At 64.5% G+C, this 24,534-nt stretch carries 22 protein-coding genes; 15 read left to right on the top strand and 7 right to left on the bottom strand.

The window, feature by feature from the left end; all coding sequences use genetic code 11:
- The first annotated feature begins 2 nt into the window (after positions 1 to 2).
- The 14 genes from AC5IG3_RS12360 to AC5IG3_RS12295 all read left to right on the top strand — a co-directional run bounded on the left by AC5IG3_RS12360 (position 3) and on the right by AC5IG3_RS12295 (position 14,383).
- On the top strand, positions 3 to 1,628 hold the full coding sequence (locus AC5IG3_RS12360; RefSeq protein WP_491906586.1) for a phage head spike fiber domain-containing protein: 1,626 nt from the start codon (positions 3 to 5) through the stop codon (positions 1,626 to 1,628).
- Positions 1,625 to 2,026 (top strand): hypothetical protein, encoded by a 402-nt coding sequence (locus AC5IG3_RS12355; protein ID WP_491906585.1) that lies wholly within the window; start codon positions 1,625 to 1,627, stop codon positions 2,024 to 2,026. The genes AC5IG3_RS12360 and AC5IG3_RS12355 overlap by 4 nt, the downstream gene beginning before the upstream one ends.
- Positions 2,023 to 2,352: a phage head closure protein gene (locus tag AC5IG3_RS12350; RefSeq protein ID WP_491906786.1), complete on the top strand. Its 330-nt coding sequence runs from the start codon at positions 2,023 to 2,025 to the stop codon at positions 2,350 to 2,352. Before AC5IG3_RS12355 ends, AC5IG3_RS12350 begins: the two co-directional genes overlap by 4 nt.
- Positions 2,345 to 2,851 (top strand): HK97 gp10 family phage protein, encoded by a 507-nt coding sequence (locus AC5IG3_RS12345; protein WP_491906584.1) that lies wholly within the window; start codon positions 2,345 to 2,347, stop codon positions 2,849 to 2,851. Before AC5IG3_RS12350 ends, AC5IG3_RS12345 begins: the two co-directional genes overlap by 8 nt.
- On the top strand, positions 2,848 to 3,192 hold the full coding sequence (locus tag AC5IG3_RS12340; protein ID WP_491906583.1) for a DUF3168 domain-containing protein: 345 nt from the start codon (positions 2,848 to 2,850) through the stop codon (positions 3,190 to 3,192). The genes AC5IG3_RS12345 and AC5IG3_RS12340 overlap by 4 nt, the downstream gene beginning before the upstream one ends.
- A gap of 68 nt (positions 3,193 to 3,260) precedes the next feature.
- A complete protein-coding gene (locus AC5IG3_RS12335; RefSeq protein ID WP_491906582.1) occupies positions 3,261 to 3,899 on the top strand; it encodes a phage tail protein in 639 nt (212 codons plus the stop codon).
- A 1-nt stretch (position 3,900) separates the two neighbouring features.
- Positions 3,901 to 4,215 carry a phage tail assembly chaperone gene (locus tag AC5IG3_RS12330; RefSeq protein WP_491906581.1) on the top strand — a complete coding sequence of 105 codons (315 nt, stop codon included), beginning with the start codon at positions 3,901 to 3,903 and terminating at the stop codon, positions 4,213 to 4,215.
- A complete protein-coding gene (locus AC5IG3_RS12325) occupies positions 4,212 to 4,538 on the top strand; it encodes a DUF1799 domain-containing protein (protein WP_491906580.1) in 327 nt (108 codons plus the stop codon). Before AC5IG3_RS12330 ends, AC5IG3_RS12325 begins: the two co-directional genes overlap by 4 nt.
- A complete protein-coding gene (locus tag AC5IG3_RS12320) occupies positions 4,535 to 10,297 on the top strand; it encodes a phage tail length tape measure family protein (RefSeq protein ID WP_491906579.1) in 5,763 nt (1,920 codons plus the stop codon). The genes AC5IG3_RS12325 and AC5IG3_RS12320 overlap by 4 nt, the downstream gene beginning before the upstream one ends.
- Positions 10,298 to 10,300: 3 nt before the next feature.
- Positions 10,301 to 12,646 (top strand): hypothetical protein, encoded by a 2,346-nt coding sequence (locus AC5IG3_RS12315; RefSeq protein ID WP_491906578.1) that lies wholly within the window; start codon positions 10,301 to 10,303, stop codon positions 12,644 to 12,646.
- Positions 12,647 to 12,649: 3 nt separating this feature from the next.
- Positions 12,650 to 13,000 (top strand): hypothetical protein, encoded by a 351-nt coding sequence (locus tag AC5IG3_RS12310; protein ID WP_491906577.1) that lies wholly within the window; start codon positions 12,650 to 12,652, stop codon positions 12,998 to 13,000.
- Positions 12,997 to 13,209 carry a hypothetical protein gene (locus tag AC5IG3_RS12305; protein ID WP_491906576.1) on the top strand — a complete coding sequence of 71 codons (213 nt, stop codon included), beginning with the start codon at positions 12,997 to 12,999 and terminating at the stop codon, positions 13,207 to 13,209. Before AC5IG3_RS12310 ends, AC5IG3_RS12305 begins: the two co-directional genes overlap by 4 nt.
- Entirely contained in the window at positions 13,209 to 13,802 is a 594-nt protein-coding gene (locus tag AC5IG3_RS12300; RefSeq protein ID WP_491906575.1) for a glycoside hydrolase family 19 protein, read from the top strand. Before AC5IG3_RS12305 ends, AC5IG3_RS12300 begins: the two co-directional genes overlap by 1 nt.
- Complete coding sequence (locus AC5IG3_RS12295) at positions 13,799 to 14,383, top strand: hypothetical protein (protein ID WP_491906574.1); 585 nt, start codon at positions 13,799 to 13,801, stop codon at positions 14,381 to 14,383. Before AC5IG3_RS12300 ends, AC5IG3_RS12295 begins: the two co-directional genes overlap by 4 nt.
- Here AC5IG3_RS12295 and AC5IG3_RS12290 read toward each other — a convergent pair whose 3' ends face one another.
- The 7 genes from AC5IG3_RS12290 to AC5IG3_RS12260 form a co-directional block, all read right to left on the bottom strand.
- A complete protein-coding gene (locus AC5IG3_RS12290; protein ID WP_491906573.1) occupies positions 14,384 to 15,991 on the bottom strand; it encodes a recombinase family protein in 1,608 nt (535 codons plus the stop codon).
- 292 nt (positions 15,992 to 16,283) lie between these two features.
- Positions 16,284 to 17,018 (bottom strand): HEPN domain-containing protein, encoded by a 735-nt coding sequence (locus AC5IG3_RS12285; protein WP_491906572.1) that lies wholly within the window; start codon positions 17,016 to 17,018, stop codon positions 16,284 to 16,286.
- 867 nt (positions 17,019 to 17,885) lie between these two features.
- On the bottom strand, positions 17,886 to 19,283 hold the full coding sequence (locus tag AC5IG3_RS12280; protein WP_491906571.1) for a transposase: 1,398 nt from the start codon (positions 19,281 to 19,283) through the stop codon (positions 17,886 to 17,888).
- A gap of 113 nt (positions 19,284 to 19,396) precedes the next feature.
- Positions 19,397 to 20,596 (bottom strand): 4-hydroxybenzoate 3-monooxygenase, encoded by a 1,200-nt coding sequence (pobA, locus tag AC5IG3_RS12275; protein ID WP_491906570.1) that lies wholly within the window; start codon positions 20,594 to 20,596, stop codon positions 19,397 to 19,399.
- Between the two features lie 31 nt (positions 20,597 to 20,627).
- Positions 20,628 to 21,455, bottom strand: a complete 828-nt coding sequence (locus AC5IG3_RS12270) for an IclR family transcriptional regulator domain-containing protein (RefSeq protein ID WP_491906569.1) — start codon at positions 21,453 to 21,455, stop codon at positions 20,628 to 20,630.
- 103 nt (positions 21,456 to 21,558) lie between these two features.
- On the bottom strand, positions 21,559 to 22,713 hold the full coding sequence (gene mnmA / locus AC5IG3_RS12265) for a tRNA 2-thiouridine(34) synthase MnmA (RefSeq protein ID WP_491906568.1): 1,155 nt from the start codon (positions 22,711 to 22,713) through the stop codon (positions 21,559 to 21,561).
- A 53-nt stretch (positions 22,714 to 22,766) separates the two neighbouring features.
- Positions 22,767 to 23,261, bottom strand: coding sequence for an NUDIX hydrolase (locus tag AC5IG3_RS12260; RefSeq protein ID WP_491906567.1), 495 nt, complete (start codon positions 23,259 to 23,261; stop codon positions 22,767 to 22,769).
- A gap of 120 nt (positions 23,262 to 23,381) precedes the next feature.
- Here AC5IG3_RS12260 and AC5IG3_RS12255 point away from each other — a divergent pair, with 120 nt between their 5' ends.
- Positions 23,382 to 24,524: a Re/Si-specific NAD(P)(+) transhydrogenase subunit alpha gene (locus tag AC5IG3_RS12255; protein ID WP_491906566.1), complete on the top strand. Its 1,143-nt coding sequence runs from the start codon at positions 23,382 to 23,384 to the stop codon at positions 24,522 to 24,524.
- The last annotated feature ends 10 nt before the right edge of the window (positions 24,525 to 24,534 follow it).

Here is a 24,534-nt window from a genome sequence, read left to right as displayed (position 1 = left end):
CCATGCTGGGCCGTGCACGACGCATTCTCGGTGGGTCGAAGATCGGCCCCACCCTCGACCTCAACTTCGCTTCCGGCACCATGCCAGCGGGCCTGACGTTCAGCCGCGCCAGCAACGCCACGATGATCGGGCCGGATGGGGTGTTGGGGTGGGCGCCGCATAACTTGCTACTGCGATCGGAATCTTTTGTCTCGCCCTGGATTATTGATTCGGGCATCACAATAAATTCAACCAGTAGGTCTGCGCCAGACGGCTCTACTACCGCGACTGAGTTTCAGATCAGTTCTGGGGATCGGGCTGTATTACAGGGAGGCGTCGCGGCGAGTCCTGGACAGACCGTAACTGTATCGATCTATGCCAAATGCCCGTCTGGGACGGCGCAGCTTCGATTCCAGCAAGTAACCAGCCCATCGTCCGTAGTCCTGCAGTCAGACATATTCACCCTCACGGCGGAATGGGTCCGGTACTCGTTTTCGTTCGTGATGCCAGCCGGTGAAACGTCAGTACAGTCCCGCCTGCGTTCGTGGGGTACTGGCGTTGGCATCCCGTACCAGTATTGGGGAGCGCAACTCAACCTCGGCCCGCTCCAGCCCTACTACCCCACCACCGGCTCGCCCTACTACGGCCCCCGCATCGAATACGACCCCCTGACGCTTGAGTGCAAGGGGCTGCTGATGGAGCCGGCGGGGACGAATACGCTAGTGCGAAGCACGCTCGAAAACGCTACGACTTGGCCTGTCGGCACAAACACCTCAGTTACTAGCGGTGCCGTTGCGCCGGATGGTTCAACAAACGCGGTGACGGTTACAACGTCGGCCACGGCGAACTCGCTGCGGTCGGACGCCAACGTACTTGCAAACACCGTCTACACACTCAGCTTTTGGGCGAAGCTCGGGACGGCCACCGAGGCGAAGTTCAGCGTCTACGACGCCAGCAACGCGGCAAACATCGTCGCGCCGACCTCCTACGCATCGCAACTGCTGGCAGGGCAGTGGCGCCGTGTCAGCCTCACATTTACCACTCCGGCGGGGTGTACCTACATTTTCCCGTTTGTGCTGCGCGATTCTGGCTCGCTCGGAACAGTGCAGATATGGGGCGCGCAACTCGAAACCGGCCCCGTCGCCACGTCCTACATCCCGACCGCTGGGGCGAGTGCGACTCGGGCGGCAGACATTGCGAGCATCAACACCCTTACGCCTTGGTTCAACCAGACTGAAGGGACGCTGTTTGCCGAAGTTATTGGCCCGCCACTTGGCTCAGATCGTCGGGTTGCTTCGTTGCACTACGGATTTGTGCCGTCCCTAGACATGGTGATCGACAGCGGGGGTTTCGCTGCGATTCACAACACCACAGTTTCAGCGCTTGCTACGTTGGCGACTGTCACTGTCCAGCCTGGCTCTATCAAGCGAATTGCAACCACGCTGAAGCAGTCTAATTGGGTTGCCGCATGCGGTGGAGAGTCCAGCGCGCCTGGCACCGTTTCGGTCAACTACTTTGGTTCTGGTGCGCAAAGCCTGTGGATTGGTGGTCGTCAGAATGCATCAGGGTTACTAAACAGCCACATCCGCCGCCTCCGCTACTACCCCGTCGCACTTCCCGCAGCTACTTTGCAGGCCCTGACCCGATGAACGACTACTTCGTCCGCTGCGTCGAGTCTGACGTGCCCGCGCTCTACGCCCTGGCCGGAGCGCTGGGCGTGCTGCAGCCGGTGCCCGACACCGATACCTATGCCATCGCACCGCCGCACTCCGGCGCGTGGGATGTGGTCGGCGCGATCCATCGCCCAATCGGTGAGGTGCAGACCGTGGACGGCACCGAGTCCCCCGTCACTGCGCCCATCTGCAGCCCTGACGGCCAGCCTTACTGGCACGCCAACTTGCGCATCGACGCGAGCCTCAACGAGCTGGCCCAGGCCTCTGATAACCCGGCTGTGCTGGCCGGGCTGGGGGATCTGGCGCGCTGGTTTGTGGTGGGGGCCGATGGGCTGGCAGCGGCACCGCTGCAACCGGCAAGGGCTTGGCTGTGAGATCAAACCTCGACCGCCGCATCACCCTCCAGCAGCCGGTAATCACCCGCGACCTCACCTACGGCGCTGAAGTCGCCACCTGGGCCGACGTCGCCACGGTCTGGGCACAGCTCACCGAGCGCCAGGTGGCCGAAGGCGTCGACGCCGCCCAGCGCACGATGACCCGCAGCACCACCGTGCGCATCCGCTACCGGGCCGGCGTGCTCAACACCTGGCGCCTGGTGCTGGGCAGCGGCGCTGCGGCACGGGTGCTGCAGATCACCGGCACGCTGGAGATCGGGCGGGATTGGCTGGATCTGATGTGTGAGGAGTACGCCGGTGGCTGATGCGTTTTCGATCAAGTTCAGCACCGATAGCGCATTTGCTGGCCTCGATGCGCTGGTGGCCAAATCCAAAGCTGCAACCCGTCCTGCCGCGCAGGCTGGTGCGCAAGTGCTTTACAACGAGGTCAAGGTGCGCGTGCCTGTTTCCGACCAAGAGCACGTCAACAAAAAAGGCGAAGTCATTTCCCCTGGCGCCTTGAGGGACTCGATTTATCAGGTCTACAGCGAGCGCAACAGCCACGAGTACCTGAGCAGATCCACGTACCACATCTCCTACAACGCCAAAAAAGCCCCGCATGGCTGGCTGGTCGAGTTTGGCCACTGGCAGCGGTTTGCCACCTACCAAGGCAAAGACGGCCGCTGGTACACCAGCAAGACGCCACTGCCCACACCACGCCGCGTCGCTGCACGGCCCTACCTGCGACCTGCCTATGACGCCGTTTATGCCATTGCGCTTGAGGCTGCAAAGGCCCGCTTCATCGCTGAAATGAGGTCGAAATGAGCGTCGAAGCTGGCGTGTTTGGTGCCCTGCGCGGCCTGGTGGCCGATCGGGTCTGGCCCGACGTGGCACCCGATGGTGTGGCGCTGCCCTACATCACGTATCAGCAGGTGGGTGGACGTGCGGTGAACTTTGTTGAAGCCCTGCCTGTGGGCAAGCGCAACGCCCGCATGCAGATCAATGTCTGGGCCGCAAGCCGGATCGAATCCTCCAACCTGATGCGCGCAGCCGAAGATGCGCTGATGCTCTCGGTGCAGGCGTCTGCACTGTCTGCGTTCATGTCGATTCACGAGCCTGATTTGCGTCTGTACGGCGCTCAGCAGGATTTTTCCATCTGGTACTGACCAGTCTTCCTCAACCCCCCACCAACCCGCCTTGAGCGGGTTTTTTTACGTCTCGAAAGGACACCAGCATGTCTGTGCAAATCCCCAACGGCGCTATCTTTGCGATCGCGAGCGGCTACGGTACTGCCGTCGCTATTACCGCCCTGAGCAACGCCACTGAGGCCGTCGCCACCGCCACCAACACCTTCCAGGTCGGAGATTTCGTTGAGATCACGTCTGGCTGGTCGCGTCTGACCAACAAGGTCGTGCGCGTCAAGGCCGCCACCGGCACCAGCTTCACGCTGGAAGGCATTGACACCAGCACCACCACCATCTACCCGGCTGGCTCGGGCCTGGGTTCGGCTCGCAAGGTCTCGGGCTACACCCAGATCGCGCAGGTCCTGACCAGCTCGACCAGTGGCGGTGAACAGCAGTTTGTCACCTACCAGTTCCTGGAGTCCGATGCCCAGAAGCAGCTGCCAACGTTTAAGACGCCTCAGACGTTGACCCTGTCGATCGCGGACGACGCCACGCAGCCCGGCTTCATCTTGATGGGTGTGGCCAACGACGACCGCGCCCAGCGCGCAATCAAGGTCACGTTGCCCAGCGGAGGCATCCTGTCCTACAACGGCTACGTCTCGCTAAACCGCACGCCGTCGCTGACGGTCAACGAGCTGATGGCCTGCCAGGCCACCATCTCCGTGCTGGCCGAAGCGGTGCGTTACTGATATGGCCAAGCTCATTCTTCAGCCAAAGCCGACGTTTGACGCCAAAGTCATGATCCCTGTGCCTGGCGCAGGCTTTGAGGCTGTCAACTTCACTTTCAAGCACCGCACTCGCACTGAGTTGCAGACCTTCGTCAAGGGGCTGGGCGATCACGATAGTGACGCTGCCATGGTGATGGACATCGCCAGCGGCTGGGAGCTGGCAGACAGCTTCAATCTCACGAACGTTGAGGCCTTGGCCGAGAACTACATCGCGGCACCAGGCGCGATTCTCGAAACCTACCTCGACCAGCTCGCGCGCAACCGCGAAAAAAAATGAGGCAAGCCGTTCGCGCCATCTACCGGCCGACCCCGACGCACGAGGAATGCTTGCGCTGGGGACTGACGGTAGAAGAAGCGAGCGGCCCCCCAGTTGAAGTCTGGCCCGATCTCATGCCGTCCATCAATGTGTTCTCGGCACTGCAAACGCAGTGGCGTGCAGGCATGGGTGGCGCGACTGGGCTTGACTACGGCGTGATTCCAGCCGTGCTGCGCCTGATGGGCCTGCCGCGCACCGACTGGCCGCAAATCTTTGCCGATCTTCGCACCCTTGAAGACGAGGCACTGGTCATCTTCCGTGAGCAGCAGGAAAACAAAAAATGAATGATGGCTTGAAGGCGCAACTAGAGATTGCTGCAGACGTCAGCGGCGTCGAGACCGGCGTCAGCAAAGCTAAGCGTTCGCTCGCGGATCTTGGTGCCACTGCCGCAGCAGCTGGCAAGCAAGCCAGCAATGCGCTGGCCAGTGCTGGCGACGGTGGCGCCGATGCGGCCGGCAAGGTAGAGGCTGCCTCGCGTGACATCGTTGGCAGCATCAGGCGAGCGGCGGGGGCTGGTAAGGATGCTGGCTCAGCCCTGGATGGCATTGGCCGGGGCGGCAAAGGTGCGGCCGACAAGGTCGATGCTGCCACCCGCAACATCATCGGCAGCATCGAGCGCACGACGTCGGCTCTGGCTGCTGGATCGCGCTCCAGCAGCCAGTACTTCGAAGCGTTGGCCAAGCAGCGCGGTATCGATCCTGAGGCGCTACGGCCCTACCTGGATCAGCTCGACGCCGTGATCGCCAAACAGCGCGCTGCCGCTGCAGCGCCACCCGTCTCGACCATCGGGCCAGAGTTCATCGCCCGTCTGCGTGAGCAGGTTGCGGTGGCCGGCAAAGGCGAGATCGAGCTGCTCAAGTACAAGGCTGCACAGGCTGGCGTGGGGCAAGAAGCCGCCGCGTTGATCCTGCAGCTGCAGAATGTCCGCGCCGCAACCCAGGCGAAAGCCGAGGCCGATGCCGAAGGCGTGCGGCGCGCCCGTGAATCTGCTGCAGCGATCCGGTCTCAGGAGTCGGCGCAGAAGGCGTTCCTGGCCTCGCTGCAAGATCGCGTTGCCACCAAGGGCCTCTCCGATGAAGGCCTGCTGCGCTATCGCGCGGCGCAGCTCGGCATCACGAAAGAGGCCGATGCACTGATCACCAAGCTTGCCCAAACTGAACACGGCACGCAGGCTGTGGGCAACACAGCAAAACAGACTGCGGCCGCGCTGCGCAACGTGCCTGCGCAGTTCACCGACATCATCGTTTCGCTGCAGGGTGGCCAGGCGCCGCTTACGGTTCTTCTGCAACAGGGTGGACAGCTGAAAGATCTTTTCGGCGGTATCGGTCCCGCCGCAAGGGCATTGGGCGGCTATGTGGCTGGCCTGATCAACCCATTCACGGTTGCTGCAGCTGCAGCTTCTGTGCTGGCCATTGCTTACTACCAGGGGGCGGCTGAAGGGAAGGAATTCGCCAAAGCACTGATCCTCACCGGCGGCGCTGCTGGCAAGAGCGCTGCCCAGCTGGCCGACTCTGCCCGCGCTGTGGCTGAAACCGTTGGCACCGTCGGCAAAGCCGCAGAGGTGCTTGCGCAACTCGCCAGCACCACCAACATCGATTCAACGGGCCTGGAGCGTTACACCGAGGCCGCGATCAAGCTCGAAAAGTATGCCGGCATCGCCATCGGCGACACGGTCAAGCAATTCGCCGAACTCGGCAAGAGCCCCGCTGAGGCCTCTGCCAAGCTCAACGAGTCAACCAACTACCTGACGGCGAGCCTCTACCGCCAGATCAGGGCGCTTGAACTGCAGGGCCGCACCGCCGAGGCTGGTGCTACGGCTCAGAAAGCCTATGCCGACTCGGCCATTGAGCGCGCCGGACAACTTGCCGCACGCCTGGGCTTGCTTGAGCGCGCATGGATGGGTGTGGGGGAGTTCGCAAAATCTGCATGGGACAAGATGCTCAACGTCGGCCGGCCCGACACGCTGACTGAACAACTGGCTGCTGCGCAGAGGCAGCTTGAGGCCGCAGACGCACCTACCTTGCGTGGCCGTGCTCCAAGGATTTCGCCAGAAACGAAAGAGGCCATCCGCGACCGGATCGCAGCCCTGCAAGAGTCGATAAAGCTTGAAGGACGCGCAGCCTCAACTCAAGCTGCCAATGCGGCCCGAGAGAGGGCCGGCATCAACGCCACGCAGTACATCGAAAAGCTTCGCCAGCAAAGTGATGCGCAGGGCCGTCTGAACCAGGCGCTGGCTGAATACAAGCGCAATGCCGATGCGATGGCTGCTACAGGTTCGCCGATCGACGCCGCGCAGCAAACCAAAGACCTGCAGGCGTTGCGCAACCAGTACGCCGACAAGAGCGGCTCTGCAATTTATGACGCGAACCTGAGCCTCTTGGCTGCCAAAGACAAGGCGGCAGCAGACGTACGCGTGCAAACCATCGTTGACGCCGAGCAGCGCATTCAAGCCGCCTATGGTGCCGGCCTGCTGGGTGTGGAGCAATATGAGGCGCAGCGGCTTGAGATTCAGCGCCGCAAGCTCGATGAACGTGCCCAGCTGATTGCTGATGAGATCGCACTTGAGCAGCGTCGCAAGCCGCAAGATGCTGCCGGCCGGCTCCAGAAAGAGACCAAGTTGGTTGACCTACGCAGTCAGGCAGCTGGCATCACTGCCGAGCAGGCCCGCTTGCCGTTGGTAGCTCAAGCTGCTGTGGAGCAGCGCGCCCTTGAGGATTCCCGCGCTCGCATGCAAGAGTGGGCGCAAAGCTGGCAGCAGACTCAGCAGCAGATTGAGCAGTACGCCGTCCAGGCCGCGACCGCCACTGCAGCCATGATCACCGACCCGCTCAAGCGCGCGCAAGCCGAAGCCGAGATCACTGCTAGTGGCATTGAGCGCCAGGCGCAGCGCATTGGAGTGGGCCTGCAGTCGCAGATCGATCAGCTCACTTCGGGAGGGTTTGCAGCTCAGGCCAGTGCATTGCAGGATCAGCTTGACCAGCTCAAAGCCAGTGCGGCCAAGGCTGCTGAGAACGCCCGCAACAAGCCCGGCCAGGATTTCGCCAACGCCCTGATCAGCAAGGACATCGGCTTCCAAGTGGCCGATGGGTTCGATGCTGCATCCAAGAGCCTGAGCGCGTTTTCCCGCAGCTTTGCCGACCTGTTCAAGCAGCAGGAGGACTACAACAAAGCCCGTATGCAGCAGGGCGTGACGGCAGAGCAACTCACCAAGCTCGATGCACAGCAGGCCCGGGCACAGATCAACGCCTACGGCACGATGGCGGGTGCAGCAAAAGGGTTTTTCCGAGCGGGCACCACTGGTTACAAAGCCCTCGAAGTCGCTGAAAAATCCTTTCGGGCCATTGAACTTGCCGAGTCGATCAAGAACGCAGCCGTCAAGACGGGCTTGATCGATGCCGAAACCGTTCTCAGAGTCAAAGGCTATGCCGAGCAAGCCGGTGCAGCCATTGCCTCTGCGGCGCAGCAGATCGGTGCGCTGTTCGGCATCGGCACGGCTGCAGCTGCTACCGGTGTAGCTACTCAAGCCACGGGTGATCCCTACACCGCCTTCCCACGCATGGCCGCAATGGCCGCTGCCATGGCAGCCCTCGGTTTCGCCGTAGCCGGCGGTGGCGGAAAGGGCGCATCGGCTCCCACAAACGAAGGCACCGGCACCGTGCTGGGTGACAGCAGCGCCAAGAGCGAGAGCGTCACCAAAGCCATCGAAGCCCTGGCGCAGGTCGACACCGCCACCATGCGCTACAGCGCGCAGATGCTGCAGAGCCTGCGCAACATCGAAAGCAACATCGGTGGGCTGGCCAGCCTGCTGGTGCAGTCCGGTGATCTGGGCTCTGCTGCGGCAGGCGTGCAGACCGGCACCAAGCAAAACGTCATCGGCTCCAGCATCAACGCGGTCAGCAATGCGCTGACACTGGGGCTGTTGCCGGGCGTGGGCAAAGTGCTGGGCAACCTGTTCGGCAGCAAAACGAACGTGACAGGTCAAGGCATCAGCGCCAACGCCCAATCGCTCGGCAGTATCCAGCAGCGTGGGTTTGATGCGTCGTACTACGCCGACATCGAGACAAAGAAGAAAGCGTTCGGCATCACCTACAGCACCAAGAACAGCACGCAGCTGACCGATGCCAGCGCAGAAACCGAGCGCCAGTTCGGGCTGATCCTGTCCGGCTTTGCCGACACCGTGAAGGCAGCTGGCGGCCCGCTTGGGGTCAACCTCAACGATCTGCAGCAGCGCATCAACGGCTTCACGGTCGACATTGGCCGCATTGATCTGCAGGGCCTCAACGGCGACCAGATCAGCGAGAAACTCACTGCGGTCTTCAGTGCCGCTGGCGACAAGATTGCACGTGGCGTGCTGCCGGGGCTGGATGCATTTCAGGCCGTGGGTGAAGGCTATCTGCAGACCGTGGCGCGCGTGGCCACGGGCGTCGAGACCGCAGGCGCTGCGCTCGATGGGCTGGGCGTGCGCGCCATCGGCTTTCAGGCGCTCACGCAGAAACAAGGCGACGTCGGGCAGAGCATCGTCCGGCAGAGCTTGGTCGAGGCGGAAACACAGCAGGTGTACCGGCTCACGCGCGGCATGTTCGGCCTGATCCGCACGACGGTCGAGAGCAGCGTGAGCGGCATCGGCCAGATCATCAGCACCCTGGACGGCAGCGCGCAAGAGCTCGCCGACACCTACAAGGCCCTGACCGACGTGCGCACCTCGTTGCAGCTGCTGGGCATCAACGGCCAGGCCGTGAGCTTCGCACTGCTCAAAGGCGCGGGCGGCCTGGACGGCCTGACGGCTGGCGTGGCTGCGTTCGAAGAAAACTTCTTCACCGACCAAGAGAAGGTCACCGCGCAGACCGCCCGCATGCGCAAGCAGTTCGAGTTGCTGGGCGTGGCCATGCCCACCACCAACGATCAGTTCAAGGCCCTGGTGCAGGGCACCAACACCAACACCGAAGCTGGGCAGCAGCTGCTCGGGGGCCTGCTCGGGCTGTCGGGTGGCTTCGCCGAGTTGACCGCTGCCATCGAGGCCGCCAAGGAAGCCGGCCCGGCCAGCACTGTGAGCGCCGCCATGGCCGCCACGCTGCAGCAGCGCGCCGACCTTGAGCAGCAGCTCAACGACCTGGTCGGCGGCGCCGAAGCCGTTCGCCGCCGCGAGCTTGAGGCCATCGACCCCAGCAACCGCGCCATCTACCTGCGCATCCAAGCGCTCAAAGACGAACAGGCCGCAGCCGCTGTGATTGCCCAGCAGCGCAGCGGGCTGGAGCAGCAGCTGATGCAGCTCACGGGCGATACCGCCGCGCAGCGCAGCCGTGAGCTGATGGCGCTCGCGCCCGTCAACAGGGCGCTGCAGCAGCGCATCTATGACCTGCAGGACCAGCGCACCGCAGAGCAGGCCGCGCAGAAAGCCGCGACCGATGCAGCCGACAAAGCCCGCAGCCTGAGTGAAGCGTGGCGCTCGGTGGGCGGCGCGCTGCAAGATGAGATCGCCCGCATCCAGGGCCTGGCCGGCGGTGGCATGACCACCACCGCCAACGCCCAGGCCGCGTTTGCCACGGCCACGGCGCAGGCCCGGGCCGGTGACCAGACCGCCGCCGGGCAGTTGGCCGGCTTGTCGCGCGCCATGCTCGACGCAGCCGAAGAAAGCGCCGGCAGCCTGCGTGAGCTGGCAGCCATTCGCGCCGCCACCGCGCAGAGCCTTGAGCAGACGCTGGGCCTGTCCGCCGGCTATGCGAACCGCTTGGCGCAGCAGGCCGGCGCCATCACCGACAACCCGCTGCTGATCGCATCGGCCGCGGCCGACCCCACCGCCGTGACCCTGAGCGCCCCGGCCAGCATGGCCGCACCCAGCAACGCGCAGAACGCGGTGCTGGCCGAGCTGCAGGCGTTGCGGCTGGAGACGCAGACGCTGCGCAACACGGTCGAATCTTTCCGCGCAGAGCAGGCCACCCACGGCGCTGCCATCGCCGGCAACACCAGCCGCACCACCCGCATCCTTGAGCGCGTCACGCCTGACGGCGACGCGCTCGCCACCCGCATTGCAGCCCCGGTGTAACCCATGCGCTTCCTGTCCCCCATCGCCGTCAACGACACGGTGCTCATCAGCAGCTCCGTGCCGGAAGATGAGTTCCCGACCTGGTCGAGCACCCTCACGTACCCGCTCGATGCCGTCGTCATCAACCCGGCCACGCACGAGATCTATCAGTCCCTGGTCGCCGGCAACATCAACCGCCCGCCGGCCCTGAGCCCGCTGCATTGGGTGGCTGTCTCGCCCACCAACCGCTGGGCGATGTTCGACACCAGCCGGGCCACGCCCACCATCGCGGATGGATCGATCAGCGTCACGCTCGCTGCCGGCACAGCGGGCAGCATCTCGCTGCTGGACGTCACCGCCGACAGCGTGCGTATCACGGTCAACGCCGGCACCGGCGGAGCGCTGCTGTACGACCTGACGGCGCAGCTGTCCGGCATCTCGTCGCTGTACCTCACCGATCTGCCCACCGGCGCCGGCAACGAGATCACGATCACCGCCACCAGCACCGGCCAGGTGTCCATCGGCTCAGTGCAGGCCGGCTTCATGTTCCGGATCGGTGACACGCAAGAGGGCCTGAGCATCTCGACCACCGACTACTCGATCAAAAAGGTCGACGAGTTCGGCAACGCCACGCTGAAGAAGCGCAACTTCGCCCGCACCATGCGCGCCAGCGTCAAAGTGGCTGAGGACAACGTGGACGAATCTATTCGCCTGCTGTCTGCCATTCGCGCCACGCCGGTGATCTGGATCGGCTCGCCGCGCTTCAGTTCGACGTTCATCATCGGCTACCTGACCGAGCAAGATGCGGTGCTGAGTTCATCGCCGCTCAACGAGATCAGCCTGCGCATCGAAGGCCTTTCCGAGAGCGATACGTTCACGTTTGAGGACTTGGCCAACGGCGGCCTGGGCGTGCCCGGCGCGGCCAGCACCATCGGCTTTGCCGGCGGCGTGACCAGCTACACCGGCGGCGTGATCGGGGCCGGCGGCGGTGCAGCCAGCGCAGGCAACAGCCTGGAGTTATATTTCAACGGCGACCTGCTTGATTCCTCGGGCAACGGCAACCACGCCGAAGCCTACAGCGGCACACCGGTGCGCTTCGTGGCGCCGCGGTGCGGCAGTGCGGCGCTGGTGGGCGTGGCCAGCACGATCAACACCTTCAGCGTCACAAGTGCTTTCCTGCTCACAGCCTGGATGCTGGTGCCACCGCCCGGCAATGGCGGCGTCACGCTGCTGCTGGGTGATCTGGCCATCAACACAGCACTGCAAGCATCCATCACGACAACGCAGCAGGGCGGCGAGGGCGGCCCGTATCCAGTCGTCGTGGAGCTGACCCTGAATGCATTCGTGGGCGCTGCGGCCGCTGCAGGCGGCGTGCTGCCCGCGCAGACCGTGCTGTCCGCGCAGCCCGGCGACTGGGTGCACATCGAGCTGTCCCGCATCGGCCCAACCACGCGCGCCTTCGCCAACGGCCAGCTGATCGGCAGCGCCAACTTCACCAACTTCGGCGGCGCCTTGCGGGTGTACGCCGGCACCGTCGGTACTGTGGGCGAAGTCGGGGCCGTCGACAACGTGATCTTCAGCCTGGGCAGCACCAGCGCTGCGCACACCGCCAACTTTACGGTCGACGCGGCTTGCACCGTGGCCTCGGGCGGTGCGCCATCGCCGTTGAACGTGCTGCCCACCGTGCAACTCAGCGCGGGCGAATACGAGGCCGGCACCGCCACCACGGGCTTCGTGGTGCTGTCGCTCAGCGCAGCATCTACGCAGCCCGTAGTCGTCACGCTGGGGCTGGAAAGCCAGGAAGTCGCCGTCGTCACGCCTATCACTGCCACGATCCCAGCTGGTGCCACCAGCTACCCGGTGACGATCGAGCATGCCGACGCGCACCCCGGCACCGTGGTGACGATTCTGGGCGCGACGCAGGCGTACATCGGTGGGCAAAGCAACGCCATCGTCTACCTGGCCGGGACCAGGCCATCGCCGGGACCTGGGCCGCTGCCTATCGTTTCGGTTTTCCCCAGAAGCGGTGACTACACCCCGGGCGGCGCGTCCGTACTCACAACGATCAACGTCAACACCAATCAGCACAGCGGCTTTTATGTCTCGATCCGCGTGGATGCCTTCACTAGCGTCGGAGTTGTTCAATCCACTGGCACCAGCCAGTACGACTGGCTGGAGGGCGAAGTGTTCATCCCCGCAGGTAGCAGCTCAGTCACGCTACGGCCGCAAGACGCGTCGCAATGGTCGAACCCACTGAACCTAGACAACCTAACCTCTTACAGCTCATACATCGTGGGTTCGGTGCAGCAAAGCCCGGACTCTTCATACGACCGAGCTTCCGACACCTATTTCCGATTTGACATCGTCTGAGCCATGCCCGAAAAATCCCCCGACGCCTGGCTCAACACGCCCAACCTGCGCATGATCCGGGCCGGCAACTACGCCGGCCCGGACCGCCGCGAGCGGGCGCACATCACGGAGACTCAGTTTTCCGACCTGGTCGAGCGCATCGTCACCCACGACGAGATGCGCGCCATGCGCAGCGACCTGGCCGCCAACTCCGAAAAGACCGCCGAAATCTATGACTTGCTGACCGCTGCGAAGGGGGCGTTTCGCTTCTTGAGTGGCCTGGGCGCCGTCATCGCCTGGGCCGGCAAGATCGCCGCCGGCGCAGCGGCGCTCTACGGCCTTTGGTACGGCCTCACGCACCCGGGCGGCAAATGAGCGACGCCGAACACACCCTGCTGATGCTTTTCATCGGCGCCAGCGCCGGCATGTGTGCAGGCGTCTGCACTGCCGCCCTGCTGGCCAGCGCCAAAGTCACCGGCCAGGCCACCCGAGCCGACTTGCTCGCCGCGTACCTGATGGGCTACAGCGATGCCGAGCGCGGGGCGCCGGCGGATACCACTCGACCGGCTTCTCTGGGGGACTGATGTCTGCATTGCACGTTACCCCGGCGCTGCTGGCGCTCAGTCTGGGGATTCCGCTGCATCGTGCCGAACTGTGGGCGCCCGTGATGCAGCCGGCGCTTGAGCTGGCGGAGATCAGCACCCGCGAGCGCCTGGCGCACTGGCTTGGCCAAGTCGGGCATGAGTCCGGCCGGCTGCGCTATGTGCGCGAGATCTGGGGCCCGATCCCGGCGCAGGTCCGCTACGAGCCGTCGACAAAACTGAGCGCCGCGCTGGGCAACACGCGGCCCGGTGACGGCAAGCGCTACATGGGGCGCGGGTTGATCCAAGTGACCGGTCGCGCCAACTACGCCCGCTGTGCCCAGCGGCTTCGCGAAGTCGCCGGCGAGCGATCGCCCGACGTGCTTGCCGCGCCGGCCATGCTCGAAACGCCCGAATGGGCGGCCCTGAGCGCGGCCCTGTACTGGCGCGATCGCGGCCTCAACCGGTGGGCGGATGCCGGCGACATCCTGACGCTAACCCGGCGCATCAACGGCGGGACAAATGGACTTGCCGACCGGCAGGCGATCTACACGCAGGCCCTCGGCATCTGCATTGAAATGGGAATCGGATCATGATCATCGACTTGGCCAGCGCCGTCATCACAGGCGTCATGTCCGGCGGCGCCACCGGCTTGATCGGTGTTGCGCTGCAGCAGTGGGGCGAAGGCCGCAAGCGTGCGCACGACCTGGAAATCCTGCGCATCAACAGCGCAAACGCGCTGGCTCAGCGACAGCTGGACATCGACAGCCAGATCAAGCTGGCCGGCATGGCTCAAAGCAGCGCAGAGCGCCTGGCTGAAATCCAAGCTGAGCAGCGCGCTGGCGAAGCCGCCAGCGCCGACTATCAGGCCAGCATGTCCGCAGACCGCGCGACCTACAGCCTACCGGCTGCCCAGCAGCAGAGCAGAGCCGTGCGCTGGATGATGGGCCTGGTCGACTTCCTGCGAGGCATCATCCGCCCGGGCGTGACGCTCTACAGCATGGCCCTGCAGACGATGCTGCTGGCCTGGGTGCATGAGATGTGGATCAGCCGGGCACTGGCAGTGACACCGGACCTGCAGACCCGGCTTGTGATGGAGATCGTGGGGACGACGACGTATCTCGTGACAACGACCACGGTCTGGTGGTTTGGTGTGCGGCCGGCGGTACGGAAGTGATCAGCCGGCTCCGATCTCTTCCCCTGCAACCCACCTGCCCTGCCGGTCAATGCGCAGCATCCGCTCTGCCCCACCCTTGGCCAGCAGCAGCACGTCGATTTCTCCAGCCTGCGCTTCAAGTGGCCGGATGCTGTGGTGGTACACGATGATCCTAGAAAACGTGTCGCTCACGAGTTGCCGAGCCTGCATGCGGGCGGCATAGTCCAGCGCATGCACGCCATCGGCCACGGCGCGCCAGCGCGCATCGGCGCCGGTGACGTCGGCGCGGGCGGCTGCAGCCAGAGCCTGGTCGGCGGCGAGCTGTTCGCGGTGGGCGGCTTCGCGCTCGGCTTCCAGCTCACGAGCACGGCGCGCGAACGTGGCGGGTATAGCGTCGGCGCTGTCCAGCAGTGCATCGGTCAACCGATGCAGCTTGGCATCCAGCGCGGCCACCTTGGCTTCGGCTGCAGCCAGGGCCGCGCGGGGCAGCGCGCTGGCATCGCCTCGGTAAAGGGCGCGCATGTTGACCAGGTCGCTGCAGTAGTCGATCAGTGCGCGCTCGATGGGTGCGGCTGAGCATGATCCGGCCACGCTGCAGCGGTCGCCAGCGTTGACGCGCACGCACTGCAGCCGCCGGTGTCCATCGGACAGCGTGCCATCGGCGCGGCGCTTGTTGGCCATGGTCTGCGCCTTCATGGGCCCGCCGCAGTAGCCGCACAGCGTGATGCCAAAACCGGTCAAGATCGACGGGATGTCGCCCTTGACCAGCTTGCGGCCGCGCAGCCCCAGCGCAGTTTGCAGCGCCTGCCAGGTGTCGGCATCGATCACGGGCGGGTAGTAATCGGCCAGCGTGTGCACTTCGCCGTCCAGCTCGACACGCTTGATGCCGATCAGCGCCGGGTGAGACAGCAGGCGCGACAGGTGGCTGGACGTCGGCACTGCCGCGCTGGTGCGCAGGCCCTGCGCGTGCAACTGCTGCGCAATGTGCCCGCTGCCCAGCCCGGCCAGCGTCATGTCGACAGCCAGACGTACCGCCTGGGCGCGCTCCGGGATCAACTCCCAGCGGCCATCAACCCGGCGCAGCCAGCCTGGCACGGCGCCATAGCTCACGGCACCACGGTACGTGCCCGCCACCCAGCCCACGCACTGGCGGCGGATGGCGTCGCGCACGCGCTTGCTCTTGGTGTCGGACTCTTCGTGCGCGCGGATCATCACCAGCAGGCTGTAGACCAGATCCATTGGATTCGCCTTGAGTCGCTCCCGGCTATAGGTCTTGCCGTCGCTGGCCGTCACCACCGTGATGCCGGCGTTGATGATCTGCGCGAGCTGCGCCTGCGCCTGGATCGGCTCGGCACGGCTCAGACGATCCAGCCCTTCGACGATCAGGATAGATTCCGGCGCGACCTGGCCAGCCTCAACAGCTGCCAGGAACACACCCAACGCGCCGTGGCGAATGTGCTGCTGATGGTAGGCGCTCAGGCCTTCGTCGCGCATGCTGAGCTGGTCGTCCAGCTGCAGGCCATGCTCTGCAGCCCAGCGCTCGGCATAGGCCTGCTGCCGGTCTGTGCTAGCCCCGCCCGCCTGTCGTTCGGTTGAAAACCGGATGTAGCTGTAGACCCGTGCGCCCATTGTCTCCCCTTCGGCGGGAGTTTACTTTGTGGGCTTGGGGCTTACCTCAATCAGGTTCGAAGGGACTTTCTCAGCCGGACCGACGACGGTCCAGCACCCCTAGCGGACGCTCCGGCGAAGCGGAGCGAGGGCGGATTGTGCCTGTTGGTGTCCGAGATGCCGGCAGTCGACCCGGAGCGGTCCAAACAGAGCGCGAATTCAGCGCCCGGAAGCTGTCGCTCAACGTTCGAGCTAAGCGGGAGCCGACGGTGTGCCGCCTGGCACGCCGTTGGCTCTCCGCTTGAGCGAGGGGTTAGACCGCATTGCGGTACGCTGCAACCACATCTTTGGGCAGATATACGTACTTGAGGACCTCATCGAGGATTTCTGGGTGAAGCGAAAGTGGAGAGTTTCCAGAGGCCGACATGTGTCTGTGCCTGACGGTCTTGCGACGGCCACTCCCAAAGTAGACGTTGTGCCAGATCAGGGCTGCGCGACTTGGATGCTCGCGTCTCGCCAGTATGTGCTCGAGGTGCCCACCAACTATTGAGAAATTTTGAGGTGGTTGACTCTCAGCTTGCTCATTTGCCTTCAACTCATGATCAAGCAGATGCACTTCATTGCCATCTTGGAGCTTTATGCTGTAGTCAAGTCCCCGCGCGTAACGGCGAACTTCCCAGACTGCTTTGTCAAGGCGGAAGAGTTCGTCTCCAAGTGTGTAGTACGGTGTTTCGTAGTAGCGGAATCGCCCGTAAGTATCTAGATAGTCAAGAAAGTTGCGAGTCTCGGGTGACAGGCGAATGTCAAACTTCCCTGAATTTTCGATCGATTGAAGTAGCTGAGCTAAGTCGTGACTCTTCGGCGCCTTGACCCGATTGAGAACGAGGATGCACTTCAGGTACTTCTCGATGGCTTGGAGGCTCTGCCAAAGAAACTGCGGCATGAGCAGCGCGCGAAAGGACAGGCGCGCCGCAATGTAGTCGCAGTCTCCGATCTCGCGGAAAGATCGCGTTGCGAAGTTGTTGAGAAGGCGATCAGTGGTGTTCATGCGGTCTAACGTTTGAATTCAGCGGCCGCCGAGGGCGGTCCGCTGGAATGATGGGTTGGGCTTCGGCGATTTTCTGAACATTGGCCCTTACCACCCAACCACTTTGTTCAATAGATCAGCAAAACCATTTATGGCTGTACCAACAAAACAAAGAATCGGACCCAGGATCCCAACTGCAAAGCGTGACCTAGCGTCTTCAATCACATAGTCTGGCACAGGTTCATTACTCTCTTTGTAATGATTAGGGTCTAGATGATCAAGCCCGGTCTCCCCCATGATTATTGATGGCTTTATATCGACCCCGATTAGACTAGGGCGCGCAAGCGAGATGACGCCTGCGCATATTACTAAAGAACCAAATCTACTAAGCCATTGAAAATTTCAGCTTGCAAAACTAAGGGCGATGCCAAGCAGAAGAAGGCCAATGGACGCCCCCAGAAGAAAGCGATTGCTCGTTAGAAGACGGGTCATTTTCGAAGCCCAACGTGTTATATACGAAACCACACTGTCGCCTAACACGGCAACTGTCGCCCTAATCGGGTGCGCCTGACGTGGCATATGTGCTTGTCGCATCAGGTTCTCCCCCTGCTAGCTGTATTTTCATACAGTACTAAACTTGCCGTCAAACGCGGCGCTTATTTACGATTTTGTCGGCAGCGCGCCGTCTTGCCAAGGGAAGCAACCATGGTGTTTTCGCGACAAGCTCAGGCGCCCGGACGCACGGCCCTGCGTGACCGTCAGCTCCTGGCCGATTCTGTTGAAAAACCCGGTTGGAAGCGCAAGGCAGATGCACCGAGGCAGAGGCTGTACGTGCCCGCCGAAGCTCATCGCCGATCTCGTGGAGGTCGGCGGCTGCCCGCCGCGTCCTCACGCGGGCACCGGGTTCCCGGAAGCACATCCACTGGCCAGCCGCTTGGCCATTCTTCTCAGGTTCTGCGCGGTTGCGGCCAACAAGAATTCGTCCCGCGCGCCGCTCAGGCCCCTCAGCCGCAAGCGGTCAAGCCGCATGATGCGTTTGAGATGCGCGAACAGCATTTCCACCTTCTTGCGATCATGACGGGATTGGGCGAACTCGGGTGTACCCGATAGGCCGCGTGCAACGGCGCGTGAGTTCTCGTGAACACTTCGCGCAATCTTGCGCATGGGTGTCTTGGGGCAACAGTTCTGCTTCGAAGGGCATTCAGTGCAGTCCGCCTGGCTGGCTCGGTAGATAACGGTGTCGGCCTTGGTTGTGCGATCGCGTTCTATCTTGAACTGGCGTCGATCGCTGCGCAGCGTGTGTCCCTGCAGGCAGCGGTACTCGTTGGCTTGTGCATCCCAAGTGAAGTCACCGATCTCCAAGGTCCCGTCCTTGCGCCGAGCCTTGTCCCACACCGGAACGTGCGGTTCGATCTTCTTGTCCTGGACCAGCCACGCCAGCAACGGGCCCGTGCCGTAGGCCGTATCGCCCACCAACCGCCTGGGCTTCAAGCCGAAGCGATTCTCGACACGCTCCACCATCGTCTTCGTCGATTCAACCTCCGCCGTTCTATGCGCTGGCGTTGCCTCGACGTCGACGATGACACCCGCCTCCAAATCGATGAGGTAGTTCGTCGAATAGGCGTAGGTGGCAGGGCCACCAGGTGCTGCCGTCCAGCGGGCAGCCGGGTCGGTCAGAGACACGTTCTTCGGTTGTGATGACCCGTCGTCTTCGACAGGGTTAGCCTCTGCCAGAGCTTCGAAGTACTCGCGCACTGCACGGCTGGCATGCTCTCCGCCACGCCAATCGGCAGCCTCGCTTCCAGTGAGTCCGCGCGTGCGATTCGCATCGGCCTTGATGATGCTGGCGTCAATGGCAAAGCCCTCGCCACGTACCAGCCCTTCGTGCATGCACCTGCGCAGCACGCCTTCAAAGACAAGTCGGAACACATCGCTGTCACGGAAGCGACCGTGGCGATTCTTGGAGAACGTGGAGTGATCGGGTACCGCATCTTCAAGATCGAGCCGGCAGAACCAGCGGTAAGCGAGGTTGAGCTGAACCTCCTCACACAAGCGCCGCTCCGACCGGATGCCGAAGCAATATCCGAGCAGCAGCATGCGTAGCATCAACTCAGGATCGATGGATGGGCGCCCCGTGTGGCTGTAGAACGATGCGAGTTGCTCGCGCAACTCTCCGAGATTCAGGTACCGATCGAGTCCCCTGACGAGGTGGCCGCGGGGCACTTGGTCATCCAGGTTGAAGCTGTAGAACAACCGGTCCTGTGTACTGCCCTGGCGACCCATCATGCTGATGTCCTTCTTCCAAATCGGTTGCCTGAACGATACGTTTTGCCATCGGGTTTTTCAACAGAATCGGCCGACTCCAGCCAGTCAAAAGCGGTAACCCCTGCCCTGTCCCCTCACTCCTCGAACCGCAGCCCCACATAGTTCTCCGCCAGCGACGTCATCGCCGCAGGTGAATGCACCAGGTAATCCAGCTCGGCCTCCTGGATGCGGTGGCCGAAGTTGCCGGTGTCGCCGGCGCCGGCCGGAAACTTGTGCAGCAGGCTGGTCAGGTACCAGCTGAAGCGCTCGGCCTTCCAGACGCGGCGCAGGGTCTTGCGGGAGTAGTCGTCGATGCCGGCGCGGCTTTTCTCGCCATAGAACTCCATGAAGGCGCGGCTGAGGTAGCGCACGTCGGCGGCCGCCAGGTTCAGGCCCTTGGCGCCGGTGGGCGGCACGATGTGGGCGGCGTCGCCGGCCAGGAACAGGGCGCCGAAGCGCATCGGCTCGGCCACGAAGCTGCGCAGCGGGGCGATGCTTTTCTCGATGCTCGGGCCGGTGACCATGTGGGCGGCCGCTTCGGGGTCGAGGCGGCTGCGCAGTTCGTCCCAGAAGCGCGCGTCGCTCCAGTCCGAGACCTTGTCGGTCAGGTCGCACTGCACGTAGTGGCGCACGCGGGTCTTGCTGCGCATGCTGCAGAGCGCAAAGCCGCGCTCGTGGTTGGAGTAGATCAGCTCATCGGACACCGGCGGCACGTCGGCCAGGATGCCGAGCCAGCCGAAGGGGTAGACGCGCTCGAAATGCTGGATACGGTCCTGGGGCACGCTGGCGCGGCAGACGCCGTGGAAGCCGTCGCAGCCGGCGATGAAGTCGCAGGCCAGCTCGTGGCGCACACCGTCCTTGGTGTAGCTCACGCGCGGGCTGGCGCTGTCGAAGTCGTGCAGCGCCACGTCGGCCGCCTCGTAGACGGTGGGCAGGCCGGCGTCGGCACGCGCGTCCATCAGGTCGCGGGTAACTTCGGTCTGGCCGTAGACCATCACGGTGCGCCCGCCGGTCAGGGCCTTGAGATCGATGCGGTGGCGCTGGCCGGCGAATGCCAGCTCGATGCCGTCGTGCACCAGGCCTTCGCGGTGCATGCGCGCGCCGACGCCGGCTTCATCGAGCAGGTCGGTGGTGACCTGCTCCAGCACGCCGGCGCGGATGCGGCCGAGCACGTAGTCGGGGCTGCGCGCTTCCAGCACGACGTTGGCGATGCCGGCCTTGTGCAGCAGCTGGCCGAGCAGAAGGCCCGAGGGGCCGGCGCCGATGATGGCGACCTGGGTGCGTTGGGGGGTCATGGAGGTCTCCGGTGAAAAACGAGTCGGGAGGTCAAAGCGCGGGCTGCAGCTGCGCTTGCAGGTGTGTCTGCGCCTCCAGCAACAGCGGCAGGCCGTGCTGCAGCAGATCGGCGCTGGACAGACGGACGGCGGAAACGCTGACGTTCATGGCCGCGACCACGTCGCCGCGCGGGTTGCGCAGCGGCACGGACAGCGTGCGCAGGCCGGGCTCCAGCTCCTGGTCGACCAGCGCGTAGCCCTGGACACGCACGCGCTCGATCTCCAGCCGCAGGCGGGTGGCATCGGTCAAGGTCTGGGGCGTGAGCGGCAGCATCACCTGGCGAGCCAGCCAGGGCGCCAGCGCCGCATTGGGCAGCGCGGCCAGCAGCACGCGGCCGTTGGCGGTGCACCAGGCCGGCACGCGGGTGCCGGGCTGCAGGGTGGCGGAGACGACCGGGCCGGCGGTGGCCGCAGCGACGGCAATCACGTCGTCATGGTCGAGCACGCCCGCCGAGCTGGACGCCTGCAGCGCCTGCGCGATCTTCTGCAACTGCGGCTGCAGCAGGCGCGGCAGCCGCGCCGAATGCATGTAGGACTGGCCGAGCCGCAGCACCTTGGCGGTGAGGGCAAACAGCCGCCCGTCCTGCCGCGCGTAGCCGAGGTGCACCAGCGTGAGCAAGTGGCGGCGCGCGGCGGCACGGGTCAGGCCGGCGCGTTGCGCGACTTCGGTGATGGACAGGCGCGGCCGGTCAACGTCGAAGGCCTCGATCACCTGCAGGCCGCTGACCAGACCGGCGATGCGGTCGCGCGGCGAGATGGCGGCGGCGGGGTCGTCAGGGTCGGGCAGCGGTTGCAACTGGGAATTGGGCAGCGCAGGCATGACCGCCATTGGGCTCGCCGCCGCTGCAAAGCCCTAGCGTTTGGGCGCTATGCGCACAGAAAACCGACTCGGTGTTTTCCCGGATTCATCCTGGGGCGCGGACTTACGTCGAGCCGGTGATCACCGCACCACCCAGGCACACATCGCCCTGGTACAGCACCACCGACTGGCCGGGCGTGACGGCCCATTGCGCTTCGGGGAACTGCAGGCGGAGCTGTTCGGTGCCATCCACACCCGCATCCGCACCCGGCCCGCGCTCGACGCACACGCAGGCTGAATCAGCCTGGCGGTAGCGCGTCTTGGCCGCCAGCCCGGCGCCGCCCACCGCAGGCGGCGTGCCGACCCAGCTGGTGTCGGCGGCCGTCACGGTGCTCGACAGCAGCCACGGGTGATCGTGGCCCTGCACGGCGTAGAGCGTGTTGGCGGCCATGTCCTTGCGGGCGACGAACCACGGCTCGTGATCGCCGCCGCCGCGCACGGCGCGCTTGTCCTTGATGCCGCCGATGCCGATGCCCTTGCGCTGGCCGAGCGTGTAGAAGCTCAGGCCCACGTGCTGGCCGATGGTGCGGCCGCGGTCGTCCTTGATCGGCCCCGGCTCCTTGCTCAGGTAGCGGTTCAGGAAATCGCGGAACGGCCGCTCGCCGATGAAGCAGATGCCGGTCGAGTCCTTCTTTTTGGCGTTGGGCAGGCCGATGTCGGCGGCGATGCGGCGCACCTCGGTCTTGGGCAACTCACCGACCGGGAACAGCGTCTTGCTCAACTGTGCCTGATTGAGACGGTGCAAAAAGTAGCTCTGGTCCTTGAGCGGGTCCAGGCCCTTGAGCAGCTGATGCTCGCCACTGGCCGCATCAAAGCGCGTGCGGGCGTAGTGGCCGGTGGCGATCTTCTCGGCGCCCAGGCGCATGGCGTGGTCGAGGAAGGCCTTGAACTTGATCTCGGCGTTGCACAGCACGTCAGGGTTGGGCGTGCGGCCGGCCGAGTACTCGCGCAGGAATTCGGCAAAGACGCGGTCGCGGTATTCGGCGGCGAAGTTGACGTGCTCGATCTCGATGCCCAGCACGTCGGCCACGGCGGCGGCATCGAGGAAATCCTGGCGCGAGGAGCAGAACTCGCTGTCGTCGTCATCTTCCCAGTTCTTCATGAAGATGGCGACCACCTCATGGCCCTGCTGCTTGAGCAGGTGGGCGGTGACGGCGGAGTCCACGCCGCCGCTGAGGCCGACGACGATGCGGTGCTTGGTGCTGGATGCGGTATTCACGACCCGGATTATCCGGGGGTGCGCCGCATCGGTTGCGGCGCGCGGCTTTGAGTTCAGGCCTTGAGTTCGGGCTGATAGAGGCTGGCGTGCGCCGTCAGCAGCTCCAGCGGATAGCACCGGCCGGCCAGGTGGTCTTCGACGCACTGCAGCACCAGCGGGCTGCGCAGGCGCGCGGCGTTGGCGCGGATCTCGTCGGCCGTGAGCCAGAGCGTGCGCACGATGCCGCTGTCGTAGCGGTGGCCGGGCAGTTCGTCGCCGACGCAGCCGACGAAGGCCACGCGCATATAGGTCACGTCCTGCTCGCGCGACGGCCGCTGGAAGCGCGACATATAGATGCCCAGCACGTGCTGCGGCGTGAAGACCCGCGCGGTTTCCTCCAGCGCCTCGCGCACCACGGCCTGCTGCAGCGACTCGGCCGGGTCCAGATGGCCGGCCGGGTTGTTGAGCCGCAGGCCCTCGGAGGTCTCTTCCTCGACCAGCAGAAAGCGGCCCGCCTCTTCGATGAGGGCGGCCACCGTGACATTGGGTTTCCAGCGCGTATGGGGCATCCGTCCATGCTAACCCTAGGCCCTGCGGTTGCAGGCGCGCAAACAACACCGGGAAAACGGCTGGCCGTCATTTCGTGATCCCTGTGTATCCTGCAGCGGGTTTATCGAGGAGAAATGCACATGTTGGTTGGCGTACCGCGCGAGACCGTGGCCGGGGAGACCCGGGTGGCCGTCACCCCTGAAACGGCCAGGAAGCTCAAGGCCCAGGGCCACACCGTCCGGATCGAGTCGGGCGCGGGCGATGCCGCCAGCGCACCCGACACGGCCTACCTGGCCGTCGGGGCCGAGATCACCGACGCGGCAGGCGCCGCCGCCTGCGATCTGGTGCTCAAGGTGCGCGCGCCGCAGGCCGACGAGCTGGCGCACTACCGCGCCGGCACCACGCTGGTGGGCATGCTCGACCCGTTCGACCGTGACGGCCTCGCCCGCCTGGCCGCCGCCGGCCTGACCAGCTTCGCGCTCGAAGCCGCGCCGCGCACCAGCCGCGCGCAGAGCATGGACGTGCTGAGTTCGCAAGCCAACATCGCCGGCTACAAGGCGGTCATCATGGCCGCCGACCAGTACCAGAAGTTCTTCCCGATGCTGATGACCGCCGCCGGCACCGTGAAGGCCGCCCGCGTCGTGATCCTGGGCGTCGGCGTGGCCGGCCTGCAGGCGATTGCCACCGCCAAGCGGCTGGGCGCGGTGATCGAGGCCAGCGATGTGCGCCCCGCCGTCAAGGAACAGGTAGAGTCACTCGGCGCCAAGTTCATCGACGTGCCCTACGAGACCGACGAGGAGCGCGAGGCCGCCGTCGGCGTCGGCGGCTACGCCCGGCCGATGCCGGCGAGCTGGATGGCGCGCCAGAAGGTCGAGGTGGCCAAGCGCGTGGCGCAGGCCGATGTGGTGATTTCCACCGCCTTGATTCCCGGCCGCCCCGCGCCCACCCTCATCACCGAAGAGATGGTGCAGGCGATGAAACCCGGCTCGGTGATCATCGACATCGCGGCGGGCAAAGGCCCGAACCTCCAAGGCGAGATGGGTGGCGGCAACTGCCCGCTCACGGTGGCCGGCCAGCGCGTCAAGCGCCACGGCGTCACGCTGGTGGGCGAAACCAACCTGCCCGCGCTGGTGGCGGCCGACGCCTCGGCGCTCTACGCGCGCAACGTGCTGGACTTTCTCAAGCTCGTCATCACCAAGGACTGCGCGTTGCACGTGCCGATGGACGACGACATCGTCGCCGCCTGCCTGATGAGCCGCGACGGCCAAGTCACCCGAACCTGAAGGAGCACCA

It is taken from the genome of Leptothrix sp. (in: b-proteobacteria) (assembly GCF_965250675.1).
In the GTDB taxonomy this organism is placed as follows: Bacteria; Pseudomonadota; Gammaproteobacteria; order Burkholderiales; family Burkholderiaceae_C; genus Sphaerotilus.
Note: the sequence above shows the minus strand (reverse complement) of the source record. Positions and strands in the feature narration are given on the sequence as shown.